25 protein-coding genes and 1 riboswitch are annotated in these 22870 nt (G+C 65.0%); of the genes, 8 read left to right on the top strand and 17 right to left on the bottom strand.

The genetic code is table 11. The features are described 5' to 3' along the window. Positions 1 to 45 precede the first annotated feature (45 nt). Positions 46 to 234 carry a hypothetical protein gene (locus tag D4Q52_RS10405; protein ID WP_119856489.1) on the bottom strand — a complete coding sequence of 63 codons (189 nt, stop codon included), beginning with the start codon at positions 232 to 234 and terminating at the stop codon, positions 46 to 48. A 293-nt stretch (positions 235 to 527) separates the two neighbouring features. On the opposite strand from D4Q52_RS10405, the gene D4Q52_RS10400 reads away from it, so the two are divergent. Beyond that, positions 528 to 992, top strand: a complete 465-nt coding sequence (locus tag D4Q52_RS10400; RefSeq protein ID WP_119856611.1) for a hypothetical protein — start codon at positions 528 to 530, stop codon at positions 990 to 992. Between the two features lie 86 nt (positions 993 to 1078). Here the strand turns inward: D4Q52_RS10400 and D4Q52_RS10395 are convergent, their stop codons facing one another. Further along, on the bottom strand, positions 1079 to 1501 hold the full coding sequence (locus D4Q52_RS10395) for a cupin domain-containing protein (RefSeq protein WP_210210135.1): 423 nt from the start codon (positions 1499 to 1501) through the stop codon (positions 1079 to 1081). Between the two features lie 252 nt (positions 1502 to 1753). Here D4Q52_RS10395 and D4Q52_RS10390 point away from each other — a divergent pair, with 252 nt between their 5' ends. Next, positions 1754 to 2284, top strand: coding sequence for an REP-associated tyrosine transposase (locus D4Q52_RS10390; protein WP_119856487.1), 531 nt, complete (start codon positions 1754 to 1756; stop codon positions 2282 to 2284). An 89-nt stretch (positions 2285 to 2373) separates the two neighbouring features. Here the strand turns inward: D4Q52_RS10390 and D4Q52_RS10385 are convergent, their stop codons facing one another. The 10 genes from D4Q52_RS10385 to D4Q52_RS10340 all read right to left on the bottom strand — a co-directional run bounded on the left by D4Q52_RS10385 (position 2374) and on the right by D4Q52_RS10340 (position 12149). Beyond that, entirely contained in the window at positions 2374 to 3423 is a 1050-nt protein-coding gene (locus tag D4Q52_RS10385) for a hypothetical protein (RefSeq protein WP_119856486.1), read from the bottom strand. A gap of 116 nt (positions 3424 to 3539) precedes the next feature. Further along, positions 3540 to 5480: a phosphomethylpyrimidine synthase ThiC gene (gene thiC / locus D4Q52_RS10380; protein ID WP_119856485.1), complete on the bottom strand. Its 1941-nt coding sequence runs from the start codon at positions 5478 to 5480 to the stop codon at positions 3540 to 3542. A gap of 163 nt (positions 5481 to 5643) precedes the next feature. Further along, the gene (locus D4Q52_RS10375) at positions 5644 to 6252 is read right to left on the bottom strand and encodes a thiamine phosphate synthase (RefSeq protein ID WP_119856484.1); all 609 of its coding nucleotides are present in this window, start codon (positions 6250 to 6252) and stop codon (positions 5644 to 5646) included. Further along, entirely contained in the window at positions 6239 to 7021 is a 783-nt protein-coding gene (locus tag D4Q52_RS10370; RefSeq protein WP_119856483.1) for a thiazole synthase, read from the bottom strand. Before D4Q52_RS10370 ends, D4Q52_RS10375 begins: the two co-directional genes overlap by 14 nt. A 178-nt stretch (positions 7022 to 7199) precedes the next feature. Beyond that, entirely contained in the window at positions 7200 to 7397 is a 198-nt protein-coding gene (gene thiS / locus D4Q52_RS10365) for a sulfur carrier protein ThiS (protein WP_119856482.1), read from the bottom strand. Next, positions 7388 to 8524, bottom strand: a complete 1137-nt coding sequence (locus D4Q52_RS10360) for an FAD-dependent oxidoreductase (RefSeq protein WP_119856481.1) — start codon at positions 8522 to 8524, stop codon at positions 7388 to 7390. The genes thiS and D4Q52_RS10360 overlap by 10 nt, the downstream gene beginning before the upstream one ends. Further along, positions 8513 to 8659, bottom strand: a riboswitch (TPP riboswitch). (Overlaps the previous gene by 12 nt.) Positions 8660 to 8834: 175 nt before the next feature. Next, positions 8835 to 9770 carry an ABC transporter substrate-binding protein gene (locus D4Q52_RS10355; protein WP_182915282.1) on the bottom strand — a complete coding sequence of 312 codons (936 nt, stop codon included), beginning with the start codon at positions 9768 to 9770 and terminating at the stop codon, positions 8835 to 8837. 17 nt (positions 9771 to 9787) lie between these two features. Then, positions 9788 to 10543, bottom strand: a complete 756-nt coding sequence (locus tag D4Q52_RS10350) for an ABC transporter permease (protein WP_119856479.1) — start codon at positions 10541 to 10543, stop codon at positions 9788 to 9790. Beyond that, on the bottom strand, positions 10540 to 11316 hold the full coding sequence (locus tag D4Q52_RS10345) for an ABC transporter permease (protein WP_234831141.1): 777 nt from the start codon (positions 11314 to 11316) through the stop codon (positions 10540 to 10542). The genes D4Q52_RS10350 and D4Q52_RS10345 overlap by 4 nt, the downstream gene beginning before the upstream one ends. Further along, positions 11313 to 12149 (bottom strand): ABC transporter ATP-binding protein, encoded by an 837-nt coding sequence (locus tag D4Q52_RS10340; protein ID WP_119856478.1) that lies wholly within the window; start codon positions 12147 to 12149, stop codon positions 11313 to 11315. Before D4Q52_RS10340 ends, D4Q52_RS10345 begins: the two co-directional genes overlap by 4 nt. A 232-nt stretch (positions 12150 to 12381) precedes the next feature. Here D4Q52_RS10340 and D4Q52_RS10335 point away from each other — a divergent pair, with 232 nt between their 5' ends. From D4Q52_RS10335 to D4Q52_RS10320, 4 genes are all read left to right on the top strand, one after another. Then, entirely contained in the window at positions 12382 to 13437 is a 1056-nt protein-coding gene (locus D4Q52_RS10335) for a carbon-nitrogen hydrolase family protein (RefSeq protein WP_119856477.1), read from the top strand. Between the two features lie 16 nt (positions 13438 to 13453). Beyond that, positions 13454 to 14230 (top strand): GntR family transcriptional regulator, encoded by a 777-nt coding sequence (locus tag D4Q52_RS10330; protein ID WP_119856476.1) that lies wholly within the window; start codon positions 13454 to 13456, stop codon positions 14228 to 14230. 72 nt (positions 14231 to 14302) lie between these two features. Further along, a complete protein-coding gene (locus tag D4Q52_RS10325) occupies positions 14303 to 15787 on the top strand; it encodes a hypothetical protein (RefSeq protein WP_119856475.1) in 1485 nt (494 codons plus the stop codon). A gap of 296 nt (positions 15788 to 16083) precedes the next feature. Next, positions 16084 to 16647, top strand: a complete 564-nt coding sequence (locus tag D4Q52_RS10320) for a PRC-barrel domain-containing protein (protein ID WP_119856474.1) — start codon at positions 16084 to 16086, stop codon at positions 16645 to 16647. 133 nt (positions 16648 to 16780) lie between these two features. Here D4Q52_RS10320 and D4Q52_RS26220 read toward each other — a convergent pair whose 3' ends face one another. The 3 genes from D4Q52_RS26220 to D4Q52_RS10310 form a co-directional block, all read right to left on the bottom strand. After that, positions 16781 to 16972 carry a hypothetical protein gene (locus D4Q52_RS26220; protein WP_147407780.1) on the bottom strand — a complete coding sequence of 64 codons (192 nt, stop codon included), beginning with the start codon at positions 16970 to 16972 and terminating at the stop codon, positions 16781 to 16783. Between the two features lie 166 nt (positions 16973 to 17138). Continuing rightward, entirely contained in the window at positions 17139 to 18677 is a 1539-nt protein-coding gene (locus D4Q52_RS10315) for a DUF4403 family protein (RefSeq protein WP_119856473.1), read from the bottom strand. Between the two features lie 206 nt (positions 18678 to 18883). Beyond that, the gene (locus tag D4Q52_RS10310) at positions 18884 to 19600 is read right to left on the bottom strand and encodes a L,D-transpeptidase (protein ID WP_119856472.1); all 717 of its coding nucleotides are present in this window, start codon (positions 19598 to 19600) and stop codon (positions 18884 to 18886) included. Positions 19601 to 19873: 273 nt separating this feature from the next. On the opposite strand from D4Q52_RS10310, the gene D4Q52_RS10305 reads away from it, so the two are divergent. Together D4Q52_RS10305 and D4Q52_RS10300 are read left to right on the top strand one after the other, a co-directional pair. Further along, the gene (locus tag D4Q52_RS10305; RefSeq protein WP_119856471.1) at positions 19874 to 21322 is read left to right on the top strand and encodes a tryptophanase; all 1449 of its coding nucleotides are present in this window, start codon (positions 19874 to 19876) and stop codon (positions 21320 to 21322) included. Between the two features lie 204 nt (positions 21323 to 21526). Further along, positions 21527 to 21730, top strand: a complete 204-nt coding sequence (locus D4Q52_RS10300; protein ID WP_119856609.1) for a DUF3606 domain-containing protein — start codon at positions 21527 to 21529, stop codon at positions 21728 to 21730. 24 nt (positions 21731 to 21754) lie between these two features. Here the strand turns inward: D4Q52_RS10300 and D4Q52_RS10295 are convergent, their stop codons facing one another. Together D4Q52_RS10295 and D4Q52_RS10290 are read right to left on the bottom strand one after the other, a co-directional pair. Beyond that, entirely contained in the window at positions 21755 to 22387 is a 633-nt protein-coding gene (locus D4Q52_RS10295) for an HAD-IA family hydrolase (protein WP_119856470.1), read from the bottom strand. 93 nt (positions 22388 to 22480) lie between these two features. Then, the gene (locus tag D4Q52_RS10290; protein WP_119856469.1) at positions 22481 to 22717 is read right to left on the bottom strand and encodes a hypothetical protein; all 237 of its coding nucleotides are present in this window, start codon (positions 22715 to 22717) and stop codon (positions 22481 to 22483) included. Positions 22718 to 22870: the final 153 nt, after the last annotated feature.

Genomic DNA, 22870 nt, shown 5'->3' with positions numbered 1-22870 from the left:
GGTCGCCGCACAGCGGCGAACCCGGAATCGCCATGACGACCTGAACTACTCGCCGCGCCCTTGCGCCGCGTTCTCCGCGCCGCTGTCGTCACGCGTCGGCGCCGGGCTCGCCGCGTCGGGCCGCGCCATCTTGCGGCTGCTGCGGCTACTGAGTTGAAACAGCGTGTGCACCTTGCCGTCCACCGTCGCACAGCCGCCGCGCATATTCGGAAGGATCAACGTCGCTTCACTCATCGTCTCACTCCGTCGTTTGCTGATGACGTGATAAATGCGATGTCAACTGTCTGGTTCGCGCTAACGGTGGATTATGCCTAACGAATCGTTAAGAGCGATGTCGGACCTCGCGCCGCGGCTGGCCGGCGGGTTAGCCGAAGGCGTAACTCGCCCGGCCGTTTTGGCGGTTGCATGTGCCGGATGGCGGCCTACGCTTCGCGAGTTCGCTCTCTATGGCGATGCGTTTATTTTTCGCGTCGTTACAAGCCTCACCGATTACCTATTGCCGTTCTTGTTTCTTGAAGGAATTTTTCATGTCGTTAGAAATATTCGTACTCGCGGACCAACGGCTCGACACCATCGCGGCCTGGCAACAGGCGATCGATGCAGCCGGGAGCCCGCTGCAATTGTCGACCGGGCGGCCATTCGCAGAAATCGGAGGTGCGTTGCCGGTGAAGCTGCGCGATCGCCCGACCGCGTTCGAATGCGATCAGTGGGACGCTGCGAAGCTGATGGCGGAGCTCACCGAGATCGCGTTCGATCGTCCGTGGCGGCACGCGTTGGCGTTTCGCTGGGGCGCCGATTTCGACGCCGGCGCCAGCGCCTATCTGGCCGCCGCGGCCTACGCCGAAGCGACCTCCGGCGTGATCTTCGATGGCGAAGAGGGGCGCCTCATCTCACCGGCCCGAGCCCGCGAAGTCGCGCGCGACATGGAGCAGAACGGACCGGCGATCGTAGAGATGATCCTGCGCAACATGAAGCAGCCGCGAGATGGGTAGCTCGCAGGGCGGGTTAGCCGAAGGCGTAACCCGCCGGGCGGCGCTTGCGAGAGTGACGGATGAGCTTCGCTCATCCGCACTACGGGCTAATTGACCGGTGTGACGTCCTTGATCCCGGTCGCCCCCATATAGACGCCGAGCAGGCGCATCGGCACGGCGCCGGTGTTGTGGCCGAAATGCGCGACGCCCATCGCCTCGATCAGCGCATCGCCGGTGCGATAGATCCGGGTGCCCTGAGGGCCGTAGTCGACGGTCAGTTCGCCCTCGAGGATGTAGGCGAACAGCGGCACCTCGTGCTTGTGCAGAATGGTGCGCTCGCCAGCCGCCAGGGTGACGATGGCGGCGGTGACATGGGCGTCGCCGGCCGGGTAGCGGATGGTTTCGCCGAGGATCGTCGTGCCGGTGGAGAGCAGCGGCACCGCCGGGTAGCCATGCGGCGCATCATGCGCGGCGGCGGGGCCGACGCAGGCCAGCATGGCGATCGCCATCGCAGAGGTTTGGGGCCGCATCGGTGATCCTTGTTGTTTGTTGGAAGCAGGAGCGCTTCACCGCGATGATGCGGGCCGCGGGCTGTCAGGACGGTTGACGGCCGGCTCGAACGGAGCCTTGCGCCGAAGCATGGTTGAGGCGGTGTTAATGTGGACGGGCGGATGACGCTGGCGGATGATCGATAGATGCTCCGGGCGAGCTCGTAGGGCGGGTTAGCCGAAGGCGTAACCCGCCGGCACGGCACGCCGCCGCCAATTCTGCTAACATCAATCATGCCAAACTACCGTCGCGCCTTTGTGCCGGGTGGATGCTGGTTCTTCACCGTCAATCTGCTCGAACGCCGAAATACCCTACTGGTCGATCACATCGCGATCCTGCGCGACGCAGTCGCGCGCACGCGGCAGCGGCTTCCATTCGAGATCGATGCCGTTGTGGTACTTCCTGACCATCTTCACGCCGTCTGGACCTTGCCGCCCGAGGATGCCGATTTTTCCACCCGCTGGCGGCTGATCAAGACGCATTTCGCCAAGGGGCTACCAAAGCAAGAACGACTGAGCGTCGTTCGCGCAAGGCGCCGCGAGCGGGGCATCTGGCAGCGCCGGTTCTGGGAGCATCTGATCCGAGACGAGGACGACTACGCGCGCCACGTCGAGTATTGCATGATCAATCCAGTGAAGCATGGACTGGTCAGTCTGGTGCAGGACTGGCCGTATTCGTCGTTTCACCGCGACGTCTGTCGCGGCGTGTTTCCGATCGACTGGACGGGCGATGCCGGTGTCGAAGGAGAGTTCGGTGAGGCGTAGCGACGCTCGACCGTAGGGCGGGTTAGCCAAAGGCGTAACCCGCCGAGCGGCGTTCGCGGCAGCGGCGGATTACGCTTCGCTAATCCGCCCTACGGGCTACGGGCTACGGGCTTTCCATTTTGATTGCCAAACTTACTGAAGAATTCTTCGTCATTTACAACGATGATCTTCTCAGTGCCGGCTTCTTTGATGACTTCGGGAACTGCCGTTGCGACCACAAGATAGCCCATCTCGCATCCCAACCGAGGAAGGGCATCCGACATTCGCTTTATAATGGCAGCGGTCGTTCGGACGTTGGGCGGAAACAGTTTTAGTTCGATTGCGAACTTCTTGTCACCGCATGAAAGGACGAGATCGACCGCCGAATCATTTGAGACTGTTGCGACCATGCCTGATGCGCGTATTGCCCGCACGAACCGGCGCTCGAAATCTTGAGCTTTGAGTGCAAAGTTACGTACCGGCTCAATTTGGCGTGTTGCTGCAGACCTCTCTCGCAACCAATAAACAAGAACTAGAGCTGCAGAAGTAACTAGGATTAGCGCTCCCCCGATTATTAAAATGCGGGGTGACGTTATCCGGCCATCTAAAGTACTCTCGAATATTCCAGTCGCGAGCACGGTCGATATGCCTGCGAGAAGACTTGAGATGAGCCCGAGAAGAATGAACTGTTTTTCATCGCGCCCCTTGACGTCAGTGGCCATCTGTGAGGCTGCTCCATCGGAGGTCGCCCTTTCGGAAACCAATTCAATCCTATTCAGTCGCCCTTCGTCCTGGCTCTCCGATTTGAAGCACTTATTGATCTTGTCCAGCAATTGCTGCCTTTGATCAGTGCCGATGTAGTCGCTGCTGACCACACGAGAGTAAAGAAGCACTAAGAGCTCTTCAACTGAGAGTGAGTCAGATCGCTTTACTCGGTTTTCAAGCGTCTTGCCGGCGGCAAATCGATCGATGTCGTGGTAGGTGATCTGAAATGTAGATTCGAGCGTTAGGCGGCGAAGTAGTGTATCTGCAATGTCGCGGTTTGTTGCTGCTGCCCTCTCTTTTCGCGCGCCAATTGTTTGCCTGTAACCAATCACGAAAAATATTACTGTTAAGGCGACGCCCAGCAGCCCGGCAACTGTTCCAAGATCCATGCTCATTTGATTGCCAAAATAATAGCAGCTTCGAGAATCGCTAAAAAGCGCACCCAATTTCAATACACCGTCAAACCCGGGTCAAGCCCGGGCATGACGTTGTGCTTGGGGAGAGCCTGCCCTTACGACAGCGCCTTGTTACTCTCCTTCACCTTCTCCGCATCCAGATACAGCTTCTCGCCCATCGATTTGAACTTCTCGCTCATCTGCGCCATGCCGTCTTCGATCACGCCGGACATCGTCATGCCGACGTTGCCGAGGGAGCCGCCGCTGGCGAGGTTCAGCGCCGCCTTCTCGTTGTCGCCCAATCCCGCTGCATAGTCCCGCACATCCTGCGTGATCTTCATCGAGCAGAACTTTGGGCCGCACATCGAGCAGAAATGCGCGACCTTGTGGGCTTCCTTCGGCAGGGTCTCGTCGTGGAAGGCCTGGGCCGTGTCGGGGTCGAGGCCGAGGTTGAACTGGTCCTGCCAGCGGAATTCGAATCGCGCGCGGCTGAGGGCGTCGTCGCGCAGTTGCGCGGCGGGGTGGCCCTTGGCGAGGTCGGCGGCGTGGGCTGCGATCTTGTAGGTGATCACGCCGGTCTTGACGTCGTTGCGGTCGGGCAGGCCGAGATGCTCCTTCGGCGTGACGTAGCACAGCATCGCGCAGCCGAACCAGCCGATCATCGCGGCGCCGATGCCGCTGGTGATGTGATCATAGCCCGGCGCGATATCGGTGGTCAGCGGGCCTAACGTGTAGAACGGCGCTTCGCCGCACTCTTTCAGCTGCTTGTCCATGTTGATCTTGATCTTGTGCATCGGCACATGGCCGGGGCCTTCGATCATCACCTGGCAGCCCTTGGCCCAGGCGATCTTGGTGAGCTCGCCGAGCGTTTCCAGTTCGGCGAACTGGGCGCGGTCGTTGGCATCGGCGATCGAGCCCGGCCGCAGGCCGTCGCCCAATGAGAACGACACGTCGTATTTGCGCATCAGGTCGCAGATCTCGTCGAAATGCGTGTAGAGGAAGCTCTCCTGGTGATGCGCCAGGCACCACTTCGCCATGATCGAGCCGCCGCGCGAGACGATGCCGGTGACGCGGCTGGCGGTGAGGTGGATGTATTGCAGCCGCACGCCGGCGTGGATGGTGAAGTAATCGACGCCCTGTTCGGCCTGCTCGATCAGCGTGTCCTTGTACAGCTCCCAGGTCAGCTTGACCGGGTCGCCGTCGCACTTCTCCAGCGCCTGATAGATCGGCACGGTGCCGATCGGCACCGGCGAATTGCGCAGGATCCATTCGCGCGTGGTGTGGATGTTGCGGCCGGTGGAGAGGTCCATCACGGTGTCGGCGCCCCAGCGGATCGCCCACACCATCTTGTCGACTTCCTCCTCGACGGACGACGTCACCGCGCTGTTGCCGATGTTGGCGTTGATCTTGGTGAGGAAGTTGCGGCCGATAATCATCGGCTCGAGTTCGCCGTGGTTGATGTTGGCCGGGATGATGGCGCGGCCGCGGGCGATCTCGTCGCGGACGAATTCCGGCGTGATGAACGCCGGCACTGCGGCGCCAAAACTTTCGCCGTCGGCGAGCGCGGCTTCGGCGCGCTCGAGCTGCTGCTTGCGCCCGAGATTCTCGCGCTCGGCGACGTAGATCATCTCCTTGGTGATGATGCCGGCGCGGGCGAATTCGTATTGCGTGATCGGCGCGTTGCCGACGCCGCGCAGCGGCTGGTGATAGGCGGTGAAGGCTTTGGCGGCGTGCGCGGCGCCGACATTGCCGTTGTCTTCCGGCTTGACGTCGCGGCCCTGATACTGCTCGACGCCGCCGCGCTGCTTGACCCATTCGGTGCGGATGCGCGGCAGGCCCTTGTTGACGTCGATGATGACGTTCGGGTCGGTGTAGGGGCCGGAGGTGTCGTACACCGGCAGGTTCGGCTCGGTGGCGGCTTCAGAGAGGATGATTTCGCGCAGCGGCACGCGCAGGTCGGGCGCGGCGGTCGGGACCGCGTGAATCTTCCGCGACGAGGGCAGGGCGCCGGTGGTGACGGCCGCGCGGGTGGTCTCGGGGTTGGAGCGGATATTCATGCTATCCTCCTGTGATCGGTTGTTATCGGTCCGCTTTGGTCGTGCGTTGCGTTCGCTCAGAGCGTCATTGCGAGGAGCGTTAGCGACGAAGCAATCCAGTTCGGTGCACTGCGCTGGATTGCTTCGCTGCGCTCGCAATGACGAGGAGAGGGTGTGCGGTTCGTCACACCGTCTCCGCGGTGTAGTCCAGCCAGGCGCGCACGCGGGCGTCTGGGTCGGGGTTTTGCGTGACGTCGCTGACGACGGCGATCGAATCCGCGCCGGCGGCAAAGATCTCTTCGGCCTGTTCCAGCTTGATGCCGCCGATCGCGACCAGCGGGATGCTGCCGACGCGCTTCTTCCACTCGGTGATCTTCGGGATGCCCTGCGGCGCGAAGCGCATCGATTTCAGCGTGGTCGGGAAGATCGGGCCTAGCGCAATGTAGGTCGGCTCGGCGGCCAGCGCGGTTTCCAGTTCGGCGTCGTCGTGGGTCGACAGGCCGAGCGTGAGACCGGCGCTCTTGATCTCGTGCAAATCGGCCTCGGCGAGGTCTTCCTGCCCGAGATGCAGATGCTGGGCGCCGGCGACGATCGCGGCGCGCCAGTAGTCGTTGATGATCAGCTTCGTCGGCGTGCCCTTCACCAGTTCGAGCGCGTCGGTGACGAGCTGCAGCGCCTCAGCGTCGTTCAGCTCCTTGGCGCGGAGCTGCACGGTGCCGACGCCGAGCGCGGTGAGGCGCTTCACCCAGGCGAGGCTGTCGACGACAGGATAGAAGCGGTCAGGATACGGCATGCCAGAACGGGGTCCCGATGACTGGGGTGGAGGGCGAGGCGAAATCGCGGGCGCCCATCAGCCCCGCTTCGTATCCGGTGCGGCCGGCTTCGACCGCGAGCTTGAAGGCGCGCGCCATCGCCACCGGATCTTCGGCCTTGGCGATTGCGGTGTTGAGCAGCACGGCGTCGTAGCCGAGCTCTAAGGCCTCGGCGGCGTGGCTCGGCGCGCCGAGCCCGGCGTCGACCACCAGCGTGATGTCCGGCAGGCGGTCGCGCAGCAGCTTCAGCGCATCGCGATTGGTGATGCCGCGGGCGCTGCCGATCGGCGCCGCCCACGGCATGATGACGCGGCAGCCGGCATCGACCAGGCGGTTGGCGACGCTGAGATCCTCGGTGCAATAGGGAAACACTTCGAAGCCGTCTTTGCTGAGGATCTGCGCGGCTTCGACCAGGCCGACGACGTCGGGCTGCAGCGTGTCGTTGTCGGCGATCACTTCGAGCTTGATCCACGGCGTGGCGAACAGCTCGCGCGCCAGCTTGGCGGTGGTCACCGCCTCGCGCACGCTGCGGCAGCCGGCGGTGTTGGGCAGCACGGTGACGCCGAGTTCGCGGATCAGCGACCAGAACTGATCGCCCGCCTTGCCGCCGGCGGCCTCACGGCGCAGCGACACGGTGACGATCTCCGCGCCGGACTCGCGAATGGCGTCCTGCATGATGGCGGGCGACGGATACAGGGCGCTGCCGATGAGGAGGCGCGAGGAGATCTCGCGATCGTAGAATTTCACCATGCGTGTTGCTCCGCATCTTGATTAGTCCGCTGCGCCTCGCTCCCTCTCCCGCTTGCGGAAGAGGGCTGGGGTGAGGGCGACGCGGGCGCTGTGCCTGGGGACCCCCACCCCCGACCCCTCCCCGCAAGGGGGAGGGGAGCAGGGGCGCTGCGGTGTGTGGCGGTCATAGGGGCCATCCTCATCCTCCCTGCCGCGGCGTCAGGATTTCGATTTCGTCGCCGGCGGCGAGCGTGGTTTCGTCCCATTTGCCGCGCGGCACGACGTCGTAGTTGATCGCGACCGCGTAGTGGCCGGCGGTGCAGTCCAGTTCCTGCATCAGCGCCGCGACGCTGGTGGACGAAACCTCGCGTTGTTCGCCGTTCACCGTCACAAGCATCGCATCACCTGGTTGTCGATCTCGCCGCGTTCGACGTAGTTGAGCATCTTCTCGGCCAGCGCCGGCGCCAGCAGGAAGCCGTGGCGGTAGAGGCCGTTGGTGGCGATGCGGCGGTTGCCGATGGCGATGCGCGGCAGATTGTCGGGGAAGGCGGGGCGCAGGCCGGCGCCGATCTCGACGATATGCGCTTCGCCGAACGCCGGATGCACCGCGTAGGCCGCGCTGAGCAGCTCCAGCGCCGAGCGCACCATCACCAGCTCGTCCTCGCTCTCGACCGTGGTGGCGCCGAGCATGAAGTGATTGTTTTCGCGCGGGATGACGTAGAGCGGCCAGCGCGGGTGCATCAGCCGCACCGGGCGCGACAGCGTCACCTCGGCGGTCTTGATCACCACCATCTCGCCCTTGACGCCGCGCAGCTCCGGCGCCTTGTCACGCGCCGCCATGCCGCGGCAGTCGATCACCAGGCCGTCCAGATCCTCGGGCGTCATCTCCGACTCGAAATGGATCGTGCCGCCGGCTTCGACCAGCCGCTTGTGCAGTTGCGCCAGCACCAGGCGCGGTTCGACATGGCCTTCGTCGGGGAAGTACAAGCCCTCGCGGAACCGGCCGGCGAGCGCCGGCTCGAGCTCGGCGACGCCGTCGGCGTCGAGCCGCCGGTGGCCGGTGGTCATCCTGGCGAAGCGCTCGAAATCGGCGCGGTCGCGCGGATGCGCCACCACCAGCGAACCGTTGAACGCGGTCTCGGGGAACTCCTTGCGCCACATCTCCAGCGAGCGCAGGCCCATCTCGCCGACCATCGGCTCGGCGCCCTCGGCCTCGCAATACGGCGCCAGCATGCCGCCGGCCCAATGGCTGGTGGCCTGCGTCATCGCACTGTCGCCGCGCTCGTACAGAGTGACCTTGCGGCCGGCGCGGGCCAGCAGCAGCGCCTGCCACGCGCCGGAGATGCCGGCGCCGATCACCGAGGCCGGCGCGTCCTTGCGCAGATCGGGCTTTTCGCTGCGCTGCGCCGCGGCAGCCGTCTCGGCGGCCGAGCGGGCCGGTGCGGGCGCGCTCGCCGGTGCAGATGCGTAGATGGGTGAATGAGCGGATTCGGCCCCGCGACGGCCTTCAAGTCTCTGATGCATCCCTGTCCCTTCGCCGGCATGACCCGGATCAGGTTCAAAGGGTCACTGCGGTCCCGCTCATTCAATCCGACAAAAGATCGAAACGGCGAGCTTGCAGTATCTCAGCTCCTCGTCGGAGCCCCCCTCGGAACGAATCCAATGTAGGCCGATGGCCCTTGGTGTCAACGTGGCATTCGGCGGGATCTTTTTCGCCGCGGTTGCAACCTTGCGGCTCGGCCCGCCTCGCGCGGGCGTCTGCCGCGCGGCAGCGTCCCGGCGCCTGCCGGAACCGCATCCGCGCGGCCGATCGCTGCGGCGATGAAGGACGCGGTTACTTGAACACGACGTCGGACGCCGTGATCTTGCTGGTGAGGACGTCCTGCTTCTGCAGCACGTTGAACCACCATTCGAGATTGCCCGGTTCGAGCTTGGTGGCCAGATTCGGCATTCCGACCAGGGCCAGCGCCGCGGCCGGCAGCTTGGTGTATTTCGCCAGCACGTCCATCGCTAGCTTGTTATCGCTCTTGGCCAGCGCCTCGCCGTCGGCCAGCGCCGCACGGAACGACGCCAATTCCTGCGGGTGCTTGTCGGCCCAGCTCCGCGTGGCGATGTAGAGGCCGAGCGTCACGCCGGCGGGCGCCTTGTCGTAGACCTTGCCGGCCGGATAGCCGATGCCCTGATTGACCGTGGTGGTGAAGAACGGGTCGGTCATCACCGCGGCGTCGAACTGCCCGGCTTTCATCAGATCCTGCTGCTGGGCGAACAACACTTCGACCCATTGGATTTTCTTATAGTCCACGCCGTTCTCGGCCAGCCAGTTTTGCGCGGCGAAATGCAGGATGTTGTTCAGCCCGGCGATCGCCACCTTCTTGCCGACCAGATCCGCCGGCTTGGCGATGTTGCTGCCGGTCCTGGCCACGATCCCGAGATTGCCGAAGGTCGGCAGCACCGATCCGTTGGCGATGCCGACCAGCGGCAATCCGGCGTCGGCGGATTGGATCAGGCCGGGACCTGAGGCGGCGAGCACGTCGAACGAGCCGGCGACCAGCGCCGCGATCTGGTTCGATCCCGCTGAACCGGCCATCGACACCGGGGTGACCTTAAGCCCGTGCTTCTCGAACAGGCCCTGATCGAGCGCCATGTAGGCGGCGAGAAAATCCGAGGTGACGCCGATGCCGAGCTTGAGGCTTTGCTGGGCCTGCGCGGGTGACATCGCGGTGATCGCGAGAATTGCGGCGAAGACGGCTGCGAACGCGTGACGAACCATGTCGTGTCCTTTGCTGGTTAAGTCTGTTTCCATCTCAGCATGTAGCGCTCCGCGCCGACGATCAGGTTGGTACTGATCAGGCCGAGCAGACCGAGCACGAAGATGCCGGCGAACAAATTGTCGGCGCGGAAGGTGCGGCCGGCGTTGAGGATCCATTGGCCGAGGCCGCCGACTCCGGCGATCATTTCGCAGACGATGGTCAGGATCAGCGCGATGGTGACGCTCACCCGCATCCCCGCCAGAATGTCGGGCAGCGCGCTCGGCAGCGCGATCTTGCGCACGATATCGAACCTCGACATGCCGAGCGCTGCGGCGACCTCGTAGTGTCGTTCATCGACGGACTCGAAGCCGTAGATCGTCGACAGCAGCGTCGGCCACACCGCGCCGAAGGCGATCACGCTGAGCACCAGGCCGTCATTGAGGCCGAGCGCGAGGGTGAAGATCGGAATCGTGGCGGACGCCGGCAGCGGCCGCATCAGTTCGAGCGAAGGTTGCAGATAGGCGCGGATCGTCGGCGACATGCCGATGATCGATCCGAGCGCGATCGCCGCACAGGACGCCGCGAACCAGCCCCAGAACATGTGGACCACGGTCTGCAGCGTGTAGTTGGTGAGCGCGCCGGTTTGGATGCCGCGTTGCAGAGCGCTCCACACCCGCTGCGGGCTCGGCACGAACACCGGCGAGACCAGGCCCGCCGCCGTCACGAGCTGCCAGCCATAGACGGCCGCCGCGACCACGCCGAGGCTCGCCAGCCACCAGCCGGCGCGTTTCATCGGCGCACCGCCGATCCAGCGCCCGGAAACGCCAGGCGTTCGAGCTCGACCAGCGCCCTGCTGAGCAGCCAGCCGATCAAGCCGATCCACACCAGCACGGCCAGCGTCAGCGCCGGATTCAGCGCATTCTGCGCCACCACCATGGCGTTGCCGAGACCGAGCGGGTTGGTGGTGATCTCAACCGTCACGGCGATGATCAGCGCGAAGCCGACGGCGAGCCGGAATGCCAGGAAGACGCGCGGCGCGATCGACGGCAGGACGAATTTCTGAATGCGGCGCGGCCATGAAAATCCCAGCGCCTGCGCGACCTCGAACAGCCGCGGCTCGACCCCGAGAATCGCCCCGCGCGAAATGATCAGCACCGGCCACATCGTGCCGAAGGCGACGATCACGATCTCGGTGACGTAGCCGAGGCCGGCGATGAGGATGACGAGGGGAATCAGCGCCACCGTCGGGATCGGTCGCAGCAGTTCGATCAGCACGGCGAGCAGGCGGTCGAGCGGCCGGCTCAGCCCCAGCGCGAGGCCGAGGATGAGACCGAGCGCGGTTCCGATCGTGACGCCGCTCAGCACGCTCCACAGCGTTTCGGCGGTCGCCTGCAGCAACGTGCCGTCGGCGAGCGCGGCGGCCAGCGCGACCACGATCTGCGACGGCAGAGCCAGCGTCAGGCTGTCGAGCGCCGCCAGCCGGCCGCCGAGTTCGGCGGCCACGATCAGCACGACGGGGACGACCAGCCCCCGCATTGTGCCAAACGGCTTCGAGGCTGCGGTCATTGTTCGGCGCTCTTGACGTAGTTGAAGAGCTGACGCCGCAGCTTCAGGAAGGTCGGGTGCTCGCGCGTCGAGATCTGGTCTCTGGGGTAGGGCAGGTCGACGTCGAAGATCTGTCCGATCCGACCCGGATTGGGCAGCAGCGCCACCACCCGGTCGGCCAGATAGATCGCCTCGTCGAGATCGTGGGTGACGAAGAATACGGTGGTGTTCATCGACTGGACGAGCTTCAGCACCTCGTCCTGCAGCGTCTGCCGGGTCATCGCGTCGAGCGCGCCGAACGGCTCGTCCATCAGGATCACCGCCGGCGTCTGTGCGAGACAGCGGGCGATCTGCAAGCGCTGCTGCATGCCGCCGGACATCTGGCCCGGATATTTGTCCGCGTGGGCCGCAAGCCCCATCAACGACAACAGGCGCTGAATCTCGGCGGCGCGGCCGGCGCGCGGCGTGTTGCCGGCCTCCATCGCCAGTTCGACGTTCCTGGCGGCATTGCGCCATGGCAGCAGCGCGCGGCCGTAATCCTGGAACACGATGGCGATGTCCTGGCGCGGCTTGCGGATGTCCTGGCCGTCGAACAGCACGCGTCCGCTGGTCGGCGGCGTGAAGCCGCTGAGTGTCCGCAACATCGTCGTCTTGCCGCTGCCCGACGGCCCGACCACGCAGACGATCTCGCCTTTGCCGATCGACAGGTCGACGTCGCGTAGAATCGGCTTGCCCTGAAGCTCGACGTCGACGCGCCAGAACTGCAGCAGGCTGGCATCGCCCGCCTGCGGCCGGCCATCCGCCCCGGGCGCATCCTGAACCGCTTGCGCCGATCGTATCGCCCGACTCGCCATTGGCCCGGCTCCATTATTGTATCCAATGCACTTCCTGATTTATACAAGACCGAGCTTCTCCCGTCGGCTCGAAAAATGAGCAGGACGCCTGCGTTCCTGTCGAAATAGCGCGCAACTGCGGTGATTTTTGCAGCAATGCCGGGGTCGGCGCAATCCGCGGCTTGATCTGGGACAGCGAGACGTGACTGAATGAGGCTTGGTCTAATGGATACAATCATCGTCTGGAGACGTCATGAGTAGCTACCCCGTGTTCAAGGCCGCCGCGGTTCAGGCCGGTCCGGTGTTCCTGGATTTGAGCGGATCGATCGACAAGGCCTGCGCGCTGATCCGCGAGGCGGGGGAAGCCGGCGCCCGTTTGATCGGCTTTCCGGAGTCGTATGTGCCGGGCTATCCGGCCTGGATCTTCAAGGCCGGGCCGATGGGACACAGCGCCACGCTGTATGGGCGGCTGTATCAGAACGCGGTCGAGATCCCCGGCGCAGCGGTGGCCCGCCTCAGCAAAGCGGCGCGGGACGCCAGGATCTATGTGTGTATCAGCGTCACCGAGCGCGAACGCGGCTCGCTGTATCTGTCACAGCTCTGGTTCGACCCGAACGGCGACCTGATCGCACGCCATCGCAAGCTCAAGCCGACGGGACCCGAGCGTTACATCTGGGGCGAGGGTGACGGCAGCATGCTGCCGGTGATCGCGTCTCCGATCGGCAATCTCGGCGGATTGCTGTGCTGGGAGCATCTCGTGCCGCTGACCTCGGCGGCGATGAGTTTCAAGAACGAGCAGGTGCATGTCGCGTCGTGGCCGGTCGGCGGCTACGTCCGCGGCGGTCCGTTCGAGGCGATGCTCGACATCCGCGACGCCCATATCGGGCCGATCAGCCCTGACCAGAATCCGCTCAGCCCGATCGAGGTGATCAGCCGTAACTACGCCATGGCGACGCAGACCTTCGTGTTGTTGTGCGCTCACGTGATGCTGCAGGATGCCGTCGATGCGCTCGCACCCGGCGCGCCGCCGGACACTTACCGGATCGGAGGCGGCGGATCCCGGATCATCGCGCCCGACGGCAGTTCGATCGGACGCAATCTTCCGGCAGGCGAGGAGGGGCTGGTGTATGCGGACATTCCGCTGGAGATGGTGATCTACGCGAAATATATGTGCGATCCCGGCGGCCACTACGCCGTCCCCCACGTTCTCAGCCTGAACATGAATACCAATCCGGCTCCGGCGGCCCAGATCGGTGCGGCGCAAGACCTCTTGCCGATGCGGTTCACGGACATTCAGGACAACGCCTGATGTCGGCGGATGCGACATGACCAAAGTCAACGCCCACGTCACGACCCGCGGCCAGGCGGTGCATGAAGCCTTGCGCGACCTGGTTCTGTCAGGGCAATTGGCTCCGGGAACGCGGCTGAACGAGATCGAGTTGTCCCAGCGTCTCGGCGTATCGCGGACGCCGGTCCGCGCCGCGCTGACGGCGCTCGCGACGCAGGATCTGATCGACTACACGCCCAACAGCGGCTATGCGATCCGCACCTACTCGGCGCGCGACCTCGAGAATGTTTTCGAAGTACGAGCCGTGCTCGAGGGACTGGCGAACCGCCAGGCAGCCGAAGCCGGCTTTTCACCTGAGGGCGAGGCCAGGGTCGGCGACATCCTCGATCGCACCGCCGCTTTGGTGAGCGGCGGCGAATGGTCTGCGCAGGTTTGCGATCGTTGGATCGAGCTCAACATCGCATTTCACCAGGCGATCAACCGGACCGCCGGCAATCAGCGGCTGCTGACGATCCTGGAACGCTCGCCGCTGCCGTTCATCTATGCGCTTCGCTATCATTGGTTCACCCTGGACATCGTCAGCAAGGCCCATGACGACCATGTCGAGATGGTCGCGGTCATCAAGAACCGTCAGATCGGACGTGCCGAGGCCATCGGGCGCGAACATATCTATCGCACCACCAAGCCGCTGATCGACAAATGGCGCGATCTGGAGCGGCTGCAGCAGCAGGACGGCCGCCAGATCGCCGACCTGCTGCAGCCGCTGTGCACCACCGACCAATCGAGTGATGCTGGCCGAGACTGCCTCGTTTAGGCCCCGGCCGGTTTACCGCAAATTATCCGGCGGCGTGTTTGATCCGGGAACCTGATCAACCGGACCGCGCCGATGACGATCCTCACTGCCGAGACGACGAGCCTGGCCGGCACGCGGCGCAGCCTGCTGCCGCTGTGGGTCGGGCTGGTGGTCTATGCGGTGCTGATCAGCGTCGGCGACCGGCTGCTTAACGATCCCGACACGCTGTGGCAGATCACGATCGGGCAGTGGATCATCGATCACCGCGCGGTGCCCCACGTCGATCTGTACTCGTTCACGATGGCGGGCCAGCCGTGGATCTCGACGCAGTGGCTGGCGCAGGTGCTGTTGGCGATCAGCTATACGCTGGGCGGCTGGGCCGGGCCGGTGGTGATCGCGGCCGGCTCGCTGGGGCTGACGCTGGCGCTGCTGGCGCGCGCGCTCGGCTGCACGCTGCGCGACAGCACCACGCTGGTGTTCGTGATCGCCGCATTGATCCTGATGGCGCCGCACATGGTGGCGCGGCCGCACGTGATGGCGATGCCGGTGATGGTCGCCTGGGTCGCGGCGCTGATGCAGGCAGCCGATCGGCGCGCGGCGCCGTCGCTATGGCTGCTGCCGCTGATGGCGCTGTGGGCCAATCTGCACGGCGGCTTCGTGCTCGGCCTCGCGCTGATCGCGCCGATCGGGCTGGATGCGGCGCTCGGCGCGCCGCAGCGGCGCTGGTCGCTGCTGCTGCGCTGGTCGGGCTTCGGCGTGCTGGCCCTGCTCGCGAGTTGTGCCAATCCGTACGGCTGGGACGCAATCCTGGCGTCGCGGCGCATCCTGGATCTCGGCGCGGCGCTGCGAACCATCGGGGAGTGGGCGCCGACCGATTTCTCGCGGATCGGCCCGCTTGAAATCACGCTGCTGGTCGGCCTCGGACTCGCGCTGTGGCGCGGCGTGACGCTGCCGCCGCTGCGCATCCTGATGCTGCTCGGCCTGCTGCACATGGCGCTGAGTGCCAACCGCAACCTCGAAGTGCTGGCGCTGCTGACGCCGCTGATCATCGCGGCGCCGCTGGCGCGGCAGATCGGCGGCGCCGAAACTGGCGAGGGTTCGGCAACGCAGCCGGCGGGCGGCGCCATCGCGGCGGCGCTCAGTCTGGCGATCGGCGGCACGCTGGCGTTCGTCACGCTTCACGCGTTCGCGCCGCCGCAGACGCATACGCCGGCCGCGGCGGTGGCGACGCTGAAGCGCCTCGGCGTGCAGCGCGTGTTCAACGATTATGATTTCGGCGGCTATCTGATCGCCTCCGGTGTCGCGCCGTTCATCGACGGCCGCACCGAACTCTATGGCGAGCGCTTCGTCGTCGAGCAGTACGCGGCGGTGCGGCTGCGGCCACCCGCCAAGCTGTTCGAGCTGCTCGACCGCTATCGTATCGACGCCACGCTGCTCGGCACCGCAGACCCCGCCACCAAGCTGCTCGATCAGGTCGACGGCTGGCAAAAGGTTTTCAGCGACGAGATCGCCACCATTCATCTGCGCAGGCCCGGCGCAGTTCACAGCATCGAGCCCAAGATCGATCCCACCCGCTGACAGATCGAGCCGTTCGAACTTTCGGAGTTCCGCGGGAACAACTATCAGATCTGTCCGTTCGTGGTTGGTGATGTATTAACCGACGAGTGACGCCGTTGGAACCAGGATCCCCGCCACGGTCATCGTGGTGGGGATTTTGTTATGCGGCGTGCGCGTCATAGCGGCCGATCGTTTGAGGTGACGCCGGTGTGACGATTTGGTGCTTAGTTCGACACAATAATGCGGTCCAATACCGGAACTGCTCGCCCCCTTGCCCGTTTGTTGGGGACCGTCACCAACATGGAGGGCACTACACAATGAAGAAGACCAACACCGTTATCGCTGGCCTGCTCGGCTCGACGCTGATCGCCACCGCCGCGTTCGCGCAGTCGCCGGCCACCACCGACAGCTCGATGTCGAAGACCACCGCGGCGCCTGCCGCCAGCAGCATGGCTTCCGGCGCGGAATGGCGCGCTTCGAAGATGGTCGGTCTGAACGTCTACAACCAGGCCAACGAGAAGCTCGGCGACATCTCCGAAGTGCTGCTCGACAAGTCCGGCAAGGTCCATGCGGTCGTGATCGGCGTGGGTGGCTTCCTGGGCGTCGGCCAGCGTGACGTCGCCGTTCCGTTCGACAAGATCAAGTTCGTCGACACCCCGGTTCAGTCGAACACCGCTTCGACGACCGCTCCGGCTGGCGGCACCGCCACCACCACTGCGCCGGCGACCGGCACGACCACGGGTGCGGCGACCACCACCACGACGACCACTTCGGCGAACACCAACAGCACCGCCGAGCGGATGTATCCGGACCACGCGGTGTTCAACGCCACCAAGGACGAACTGAAGTCGATGCCGGAATTCAAGTACGGCCGCTCGTAAGAGTGACTTTCTGATCGAACCCGGCCGGCGCTTGTCGCCAGCCGGATGATCGGAGCGAACCAGCCGGGTGGCGTCTGCCGCCCGGCTTTTTCGTGCGCCTGGCAGATTGAGACGTTTTATTACTTTGCCCGCTTCATGATGAAGCTTCGTCGATAATTTCTGCGTCAAACGCGGCCTTGAACGCCGTCATTGCGAGGAGCGAAGCGACGAAGCAATCCAGCAAAAGCCTCCTGGATTGCTTCGCTGCGCTCGCAATGACGCAGGCGCGCATGCCTTCCATCTGATGATCAACTCCGTCATGGCCGGGCTTGTCCCGGCCATCCACGCCTTTACTGCATCAGCTTCAGTAAGGCGTGGATGCCCGGCACAAGGCCGGGCATGACGCGTGGAGAGGATAGTACGTCTGATAGCGGACGGCAGATCCCCTGCTAGGCTCTCAGCCTAAGGACGCATGGCCTCGGGCGAGGTCGGCGCGCAACAAGCGCTTCCGGCTACGGAGCCTTCAGCTTGGTAATCGTCACTTCGAGGATGCCGTTGGCTTCCGCTGTGACCCGCAGCATCGACGAGTCGAAGGCGACATCGGTCAGCCGCAGGCTGGAGATCTCGGAGGATATTCGCAGTCCGTCTTCGTTGCGCTGATAGGCGGCGATCACGGCGCCGATGCGGCGCTGGACGTTGCTGGATTCCGGCTTGAGATCGAATACCGCGCGCTCGGTGATGGCCTTCTGGAGATAAGGCACGGCTGCGCGGGCGGCCTCGCCGAGCAGGCCGAACGCCGCTTCGGATTCGACCGCAAGCCGGACGTCGGCGAGCCGCAGCGTCTGGTCTTCCTGATTGAGCACCGGGCGGCCCCAGATGTGCAGCGTGGCTTCGCCGCCGAAACCGAACCAGCCCTTCGACCCCTTCGCATCGACCAGCATCGACACCAGCAGGCGATCGCCGCTGGCGGCGACGTTGACGCTCTTCACCGTAACGGCGGCGGCGCCGTTGCCGCTTTCCGGGAAGGTGCGGCCGACGAATTGCGGCTCGATCACCCGGCTGAGCTGTTGAAACGGAATGTCGATCGGCACTGCGACTTTCACGCCGGTGCTGTTCGGCGCCACCATCTCCAGCGCCGCCGGGAACGGGCACTCCGGCTTGGTCGGCGCGGTGGTGATGCGGCTGTCGGCGACGATGCCGAGCGTCAGCGCCACGGTGGCGGCGTCGATCTGCGGCTGGGCCGCGAGCGCGCGGGTCGGCCGCAGCTCGAGCCAGAAGCCGTTCGGCACGCCGGCGCCCTGCAGCGGGATCGAGCGGCAGATCCGCGCCCATTCTCGCCGGGCGCTGCGCTCCAGCGCGCCGTCGCTCCGGATCGTCTGCTGCAGCTGCGCGACCTGTTCGTTGACCGCCTTGTCGATCACCGGCTTGACCTGCGCCGGAATGTTGATGCGCGCGCCGGCGACGCCGATATTGGAATCGGCGAGCAGCACCTGGGCGCTCAGATTGGGATCGACATGCCAGTCGGGCAGCACCTTCGGGCGCGCCGTGATGGCGATCGTGCCCTTGATCTCGCCGCTGGCGCTGAGCGACTTGATGTTGACGCCGACCTGCTTGGCGACCTTGTCGCCGAAGATTCGCCCGAGCGTATCGCCGACCTTGCTCTGCGTGCTGGCCGACAGCGAGCCTTTCGCCGACAGCGTGCCGGTCAGCGGCGCCGTCACGGTCACCTGTTCGGGCGCCCCTTTGACCGCGACCGCGCCGCGCGCCACCGTCCAGTTGATATCGGCGTTCTGCACCAGCTGCGGCAGCGGGTTGTCGGCCTTACCGGCGAAGTTGCGCGGGGCAGTGCGGTCGACCAGATCGCGGATCGCCGTCAGCGGCACCGAAACCGGTACGACGACCGACGACTGACGGATCGGCGGCAGCGGCGGCAACGCCTGAAGGGTCGGCGGGACTACTCCCGGCGGCGATAGCCACTGGAAGCCCACCAGCGTGATACCGAATGACAGCGCGACAATCGCGAGCGCAATCAGGACAGTTTTGAAACTCATCAATTCCCCGGGCTGAAACGGCCCGGACCATACAGCCCTGCGCCGTTTGGCGCCAGCCGGGGCGCCCGCTCCGCGGTGGTCCACGGGTTAAATCGCCGCAATGTCGCACCGGCTGCGATGCCGATGTGTCGCAGCGGACACGTTGGGGCCGGCTCAACGCCAAGACGGCGCGGTCGCCCGCGCCGCCTGATCTTGCTGTAGGCAGGCTAACCGCGGCGACCGCTGGTGTTATCGGCGCGGCGGTTGTCGGGCAGCACAATGACCTTGGCGCCGACGCTGACCCGTGCATACAGATCGGTGACGTCGTCGTTGGTGAGCCGGATACACCCGGACGACACGTGGGTGCCGATGGTCGATGGCGCGTTCGTGCCGTGGATGCGGTAGATCGTTCCACCGAGATACATCGCGCGCGCCCCCAGAGGATTACCGGGCCCGCCCGCCATGTGCCGCGGCAGATACGGCTGCCGGGCGATCATCTCCGGCGGCGGCGTCCAGTCCGGCCACTCGGCCTTCTTGCTAATCGACTGCGTGCCCGACCAGGTGAAGCCGTCGCGGCCGACGCCGACGCCGTAGCGCACGGCGCGGCCGCCGCCGAGCACGTAGTACAGATAGGTGTTCGGCGTATCGATGATGATGGTGCCGGGCGCTTCGCGGGTCGCGTAGGTGACGATCTGGCGCTTCAGCCGTGCCGGCAACTCGGCGGAGCCGTCATCGTCCTGCGGCGCGGACTGGACCGCGGGGAAGCTCGGCTCGGTCGGCGCATAGGCCATCGGCTGCGTCTCGGCCGGCTGCGGCAGCAGCAGGAACGGGAAGGGCAGCGGCTGAGCGGCGCTGGCCGGGCTGGCCGCGAGCGCGACAATCGCAACGCCGGCCAGCGCGGCGGCGCCGCCGAGAAGCGCGAAATGGTTGATCTTACGAGACATGACTTGCTCCCTGCCGTGAACGCCTGTTTTGTCCGCCAGCGCCGTTTTCGGCGACTTGTTGGCGCTATCAGTAGCGCGGCGCCGGTTTCCGGAGGTTTTCGTCGACCTCCCAATTTGGTTTCGTCGCGGTAGGGATTTGTTTCGTCTGCGGTGGCCGAGCACCGGCCCCGCAGCGCGTGACGGCGGCCGTTTGATCGGGCGCATTTCGAACCGGCCGGCCTGCCGGTAAGCCCGGGGCCGCCGCGTGGTGCGGGTTGGCTGGGGGAGTTAGCAATGGCGACGGTGAAATTCTACGGCAACGAAACGGTGCCGCTCGAGATGCACAAGGTGCGGATCGTGCAGAAGCTGAGCCTGCCGCCGGTCGAGCGCCGGCTCGAGAAAATCACCGAGGCCGGCAACAACACCTTCCTGCTCAAGAACGACGACGTCTTTCTCGACATGCTGACCGACTCGGGCGTCAACGCCATGAGCGACCGCCAGCAGGCGGCGATGCTGGTCGCCGACGACAGCTACGCCGGCAGCGCCACCTACACCCGGCTCGAGACCAAGCTGCGCGAGATCTTCGGCATGAACTACTTCCTGCCGACGCATCAGGGCCGCGCCTGCGAGCACATCCTCGCCAAGGTGTTCGTGTCAACCGGCAAGGTGGTGCCAATGAACTATCACTTCACCACCACCAAGGCGCACATCACGCTGCTGGGCGGCACGGTGGAGGAACTGGTGACCGACGCCGGACTGGAAGTCGTCAGCGCCAACCCGTTCAAGGGCAACATGGACATCGCCAGGCTGCGCGCCGTGATCGCCCAGCACGGCGCCGACAACATCGGCTTCGTCCGCATGGAGAGCGGCACCAATCTGATCGGCGGCCAGCCGGTGTCGCTGCAGAACCTCGCCGACGTCAGCAACGTCTGCAAGGAGCACGGCATCCCGCTGGTGCTCGACGCCAGCCTGCTGGCCGACAATCTGTACTTCAACAAGACCCGCGAGGATCACTGCAAGGCGTTGTCGATCCGCGAGATCACCCGCCGCACCGCGGACCTCTGCGACATCATCTATTTCTCGGCGCGCAAGCTCGGCTGTGCGCGCGGCGGCGGCATCTGCATCCGCGACCGCGCGCTGTACGAGAAGATGCGGCCGCTGGTGCCGCTGTACGAGGGCTTCCTCACCTATGGCGGCATGTCGGTGCGCGAGATGGAAGCGCTCACGGTCGGCCTCGACGAGACCATGGACGAGGAGATGATCAACCAGGGGCCGATGTTCATCGGCTTCATGGTCGAGCAGCTGCAGGAACGCGGCGTGCCGGTGATCACGCCGGCTGGCGGGCTCGGCTGCCACATCGACGCCAAGCGCTTCGTCGACCACATCCCGCAGTCGCAATATCCGGCGGGCGCGCTGGCGAGCGCGCTGTACATCGCCTCCGGCATCCGCGGCATGGAGCGCGGCACGCTGTCGGAGCAGCGCGAGCCGGACGGCAGCGAGATCTTCGCCAATATGGAACTGGTCCGCCTCGCGATGCCGCGCCGCGTGTTCACGCTGTCGCAGGTCAAATACGCCGTCGACCGCATCGCCTGGCTGTACGCCAACCGCCAGCTGATCGGCGGCCTCACCTTCGTCGAGGAGCCGCAGGTGCTGCGGTTCTTCTACGGCCTGCTGAAGCCGGTGTCGGACTGGCAGAACCATCTGGTCGCCAAATTCCGCGAGGATTTTGGGGATAGTTTGTAGAGGTCATCGCATCCCCATGCGTCATTGCGAGCGAAGCGAAGCAATCCAGCGCCGAGCACGAAGCTGGATTGCTTCGTCGCTTCGCTCCTCGCAATGACGGATGGAAGCGCTGTGCTCGGCCCGCTTGCGCTCGAACTCCCAGCACACTTACGGAACCTGCGATTCCTCAAAGCGTTGCTCAATCTGCAACATCAGGAGGTCAGCATGGCTGCGAAGAAGACCACCAAGAAAACCACCACTGCACGCGGGCGCAAGCAGGATCGGGCCCGCGTCGCCGGCGGGCAGGACTACGAAGTCGCCTATGAGGCCAAGAAGACCGGCCGCTCGGCGCCCGCGGTGAAAAAGGCCGTCAAGAAGGTCGGCAACGTCCGCAAGACAGTCGAGAAGAAGTTGGCCAAGAAGGGCTGACCTGAGTTCAGCACAGCGCTCGCTCTAACGCAGCTTCAGCCCGGTCGCGGCTTCGAGGTCGGTCAGGGCCTGCTCGGCGGTGACCACCTTGATGGTGGTCATGCCCATGTCGCGCGCCGGCTTCAGGTTGACGCCGAGGTCGTCGAGATAGACGCAGTGCTTCGGATCGACGCCGAGCGTGTCGGTCATCATCCGGTAGATCTTCGGATCGGGCTTGCGCAGCCCGATCTTGGCGGACTCGATGACGTGATCGAACAGCGCCATCACCTCGGCGACGTATAGCGTGCGGCCGGAGGCCGAGCCGATCGCGTTGGCGGGCAGGTTGTTGGTGATGCAGCCGGTCTTGTGGTTCTGTTTGATGCGGCGCAGCGCCTCGACCATCTCGGGCCGCAGCTCGCCGGACAACAGCGGCAGCACCTCCCGGCCGCGGACTTCGGCGCCGAACGCACGCGACTCCGCGGCGAACAGCTCGTCGAAGGTGTCGAGATCGATCTCGGCGCGTTCGAACTTGGCCCAGGCGTTCTCGAAATGATTGGCCGCGTTGGTGTTGCGGATGATGTCCGCCGGCAGCCCGCGCGCGATTTCAAACCGCGCGAACGCCTCGAACGGCGAGGTCGTCAGCACCCCGCCGAAATCCCAGATCACCGCCTCGACCATCGCGTTCCGTCTCCCCGCTGTTGTTTGGCGGACCGCTAGCATGGGTCGGCGGCGAGGACCAGCCCGGAGCGTGGAGCTCGGAGCCGGGTGTCCTCAATGCATCGTCTTGCTGCTCTTGAGGAACGGCCGGCGGGCGGATTCGTGTTTTTCGTAGAGCTCGAGCCAGCGGCGGTCCTCGGGCCTGTACCATTCCTCCGCGTTCGAGGGTGGCGGCCCGCTCTTGCTGATGATCTCGTCCAGCCGGAAGAACTCGGCGGTCTCGTCTGCAGTGAGGCCGATCAGCACCCTGTTGCCGGAGGAGTCGAGTACGTAGTCGTCGTCCTTTATCATGCGGACAGATGATCACCCCGTCCGCCCCCGTCAACGCAATTGCCGCCTTAACCTAACTGATCAACCTTACCGCGGCGGGGTTGCATGACTAGCGCCGGTTCCCTCCGTTAAGACTCTGTTGTTCCCTCTGCCAATACACGTTTACCGCGAGTG

This window comes from Rhodopseudomonas palustris (assembly GCF_003591005.1).
Taxonomy (GTDB): Bacteria; Pseudomonadota; Alphaproteobacteria; order Rhizobiales; family Xanthobacteraceae; genus Rhodopseudomonas; species Rhodopseudomonas palustris_K.
Note: the sequence above shows the minus strand (reverse complement) of the source record. Positions and strands in the feature narration are given on the sequence as shown.

What these genes read in the sequence shown, in the direction of transcription:
- D4Q52_RS10405 (WP_119856489.1), bottom strand. Translation starts at nt 234, where the DNA reads ATGAGTGAAGCGACGTTGATCCTTCCGAATATGCGCGGCGGCTGTGCG.
- D4Q52_RS10400 (WP_119856611.1), top strand. Translation starts at nt 528, where the DNA reads ATGTCGTTAGAAATATTCGTACTCGCGGACCAACGGCTCGACACCATC.
- D4Q52_RS10395 (WP_210210135.1), bottom strand. Translation starts at nt 1,501, where the DNA reads ATGCGGCCCCAAACCTCTGCGATGGCGATCGCCATGCTGGCCTGCGTC.
- D4Q52_RS10390 (WP_119856487.1), top strand. Translation starts at nt 1,754, where the DNA reads ATGCCAAACTACCGTCGCGCCTTTGTGCCGGGTGGATGCTGGTTCTTC.
- D4Q52_RS10385 (WP_119856486.1), bottom strand. Translation starts at nt 3,423, where the DNA reads ATGAGCATGGATCTTGGAACAGTTGCCGGGCTGCTGGGCGTCGCCTTA.
- thiC (WP_119856485.1), bottom strand. Translation starts at nt 5,480, where the DNA reads ATGAATATCCGCTCCAACCCCGAGACCACCCGCGCGGCCGTCACCACC.
- D4Q52_RS10375 (WP_119856484.1), bottom strand. Translation starts at nt 6,252, where the DNA reads ATGCCGTATCCTGACCGCTTCTATCCTGTCGTCGACAGCCTCGCCTGG.
- D4Q52_RS10370 (WP_119856483.1), bottom strand. Translation starts at nt 7,021, where the DNA reads ATGGTGAAATTCTACGATCGCGAGATCTCCTCGCGCCTCCTCATCGGC.
- thiS (WP_119856482.1), bottom strand. Translation starts at nt 7,397, where the DNA reads ATGCTTGTGACGGTGAACGGCGAACAACGCGAGGTTTCGTCCACCAGC.
- D4Q52_RS10360 (WP_119856481.1), bottom strand. Translation starts at nt 8,524, where the DNA reads ATGCATCAGAGACTTGAAGGCCGTCGCGGGGCCGAATCCGCTCATTCA.
- D4Q52_RS10355 (WP_182915282.1), bottom strand. Translation starts at nt 9,770, where the DNA reads ATGGTTCGTCACGCGTTCGCAGCCGTCTTCGCCGCAATTCTCGCGATC.
- D4Q52_RS10350 (WP_119856479.1), bottom strand. Translation starts at nt 10,543, where the DNA reads ATGAAACGCGCCGGCTGGTGGCTGGCGAGCCTCGGCGTGGTCGCGGCG.
- D4Q52_RS10345 (WP_234831141.1), bottom strand. Translation starts at nt 11,316, where the DNA reads ATGACCGCAGCCTCGAAGCCGTTTGGCACAATGCGGGGGCTGGTCGTC.
- D4Q52_RS10340 (WP_119856478.1), bottom strand. Translation starts at nt 12,149, where the DNA reads ATGGCGAGTCGGGCGATACGATCGGCGCAAGCGGTTCAGGATGCGCCC.
- D4Q52_RS10335 (WP_119856477.1), top strand. Translation starts at nt 12,382, where the DNA reads ATGAGTAGCTACCCCGTGTTCAAGGCCGCCGCGGTTCAGGCCGGTCCG.
- D4Q52_RS10330 (WP_119856476.1), top strand. Translation starts at nt 13,454, where the DNA reads ATGACCAAAGTCAACGCCCACGTCACGACCCGCGGCCAGGCGGTGCAT.
- D4Q52_RS10325 (WP_119856475.1), top strand. Translation starts at nt 14,303, where the DNA reads ATGACGATCCTCACTGCCGAGACGACGAGCCTGGCCGGCACGCGGCGC.
- D4Q52_RS10320 (WP_119856474.1), top strand. Translation starts at nt 16,084, where the DNA reads ATGAAGAAGACCAACACCGTTATCGCTGGCCTGCTCGGCTCGACGCTG.
- D4Q52_RS10315 (WP_119856473.1), bottom strand. Translation starts at nt 18,677, where the DNA reads ATGAGTTTCAAAACTGTCCTGATTGCGCTCGCGATTGTCGCGCTGTCA.
- D4Q52_RS10310 (WP_119856472.1), bottom strand. Translation starts at nt 19,600, where the DNA reads ATGTCTCGTAAGATCAACCATTTCGCGCTTCTCGGCGGCGCCGCCGCG.
- D4Q52_RS10305 (WP_119856471.1), top strand. Translation starts at nt 19,874, where the DNA reads ATGGCGACGGTGAAATTCTACGGCAACGAAACGGTGCCGCTCGAGATG.
- D4Q52_RS10300 (WP_119856609.1), top strand. Translation starts at nt 21,527, where the DNA reads ATGGCTGCGAAGAAGACCACCAAGAAAACCACCACTGCACGCGGGCGC.
- D4Q52_RS10295 (WP_119856470.1), bottom strand. Translation starts at nt 22,387, where the DNA reads ATGGTCGAGGCGGTGATCTGGGATTTCGGCGGGGTGCTGACGACCTCG.
- D4Q52_RS10290 (WP_119856469.1), bottom strand. Translation starts at nt 22,717, where the DNA reads ATGATAAAGGACGACGACTACGTACTCGACTCCTCCGGCAACAGGGTG.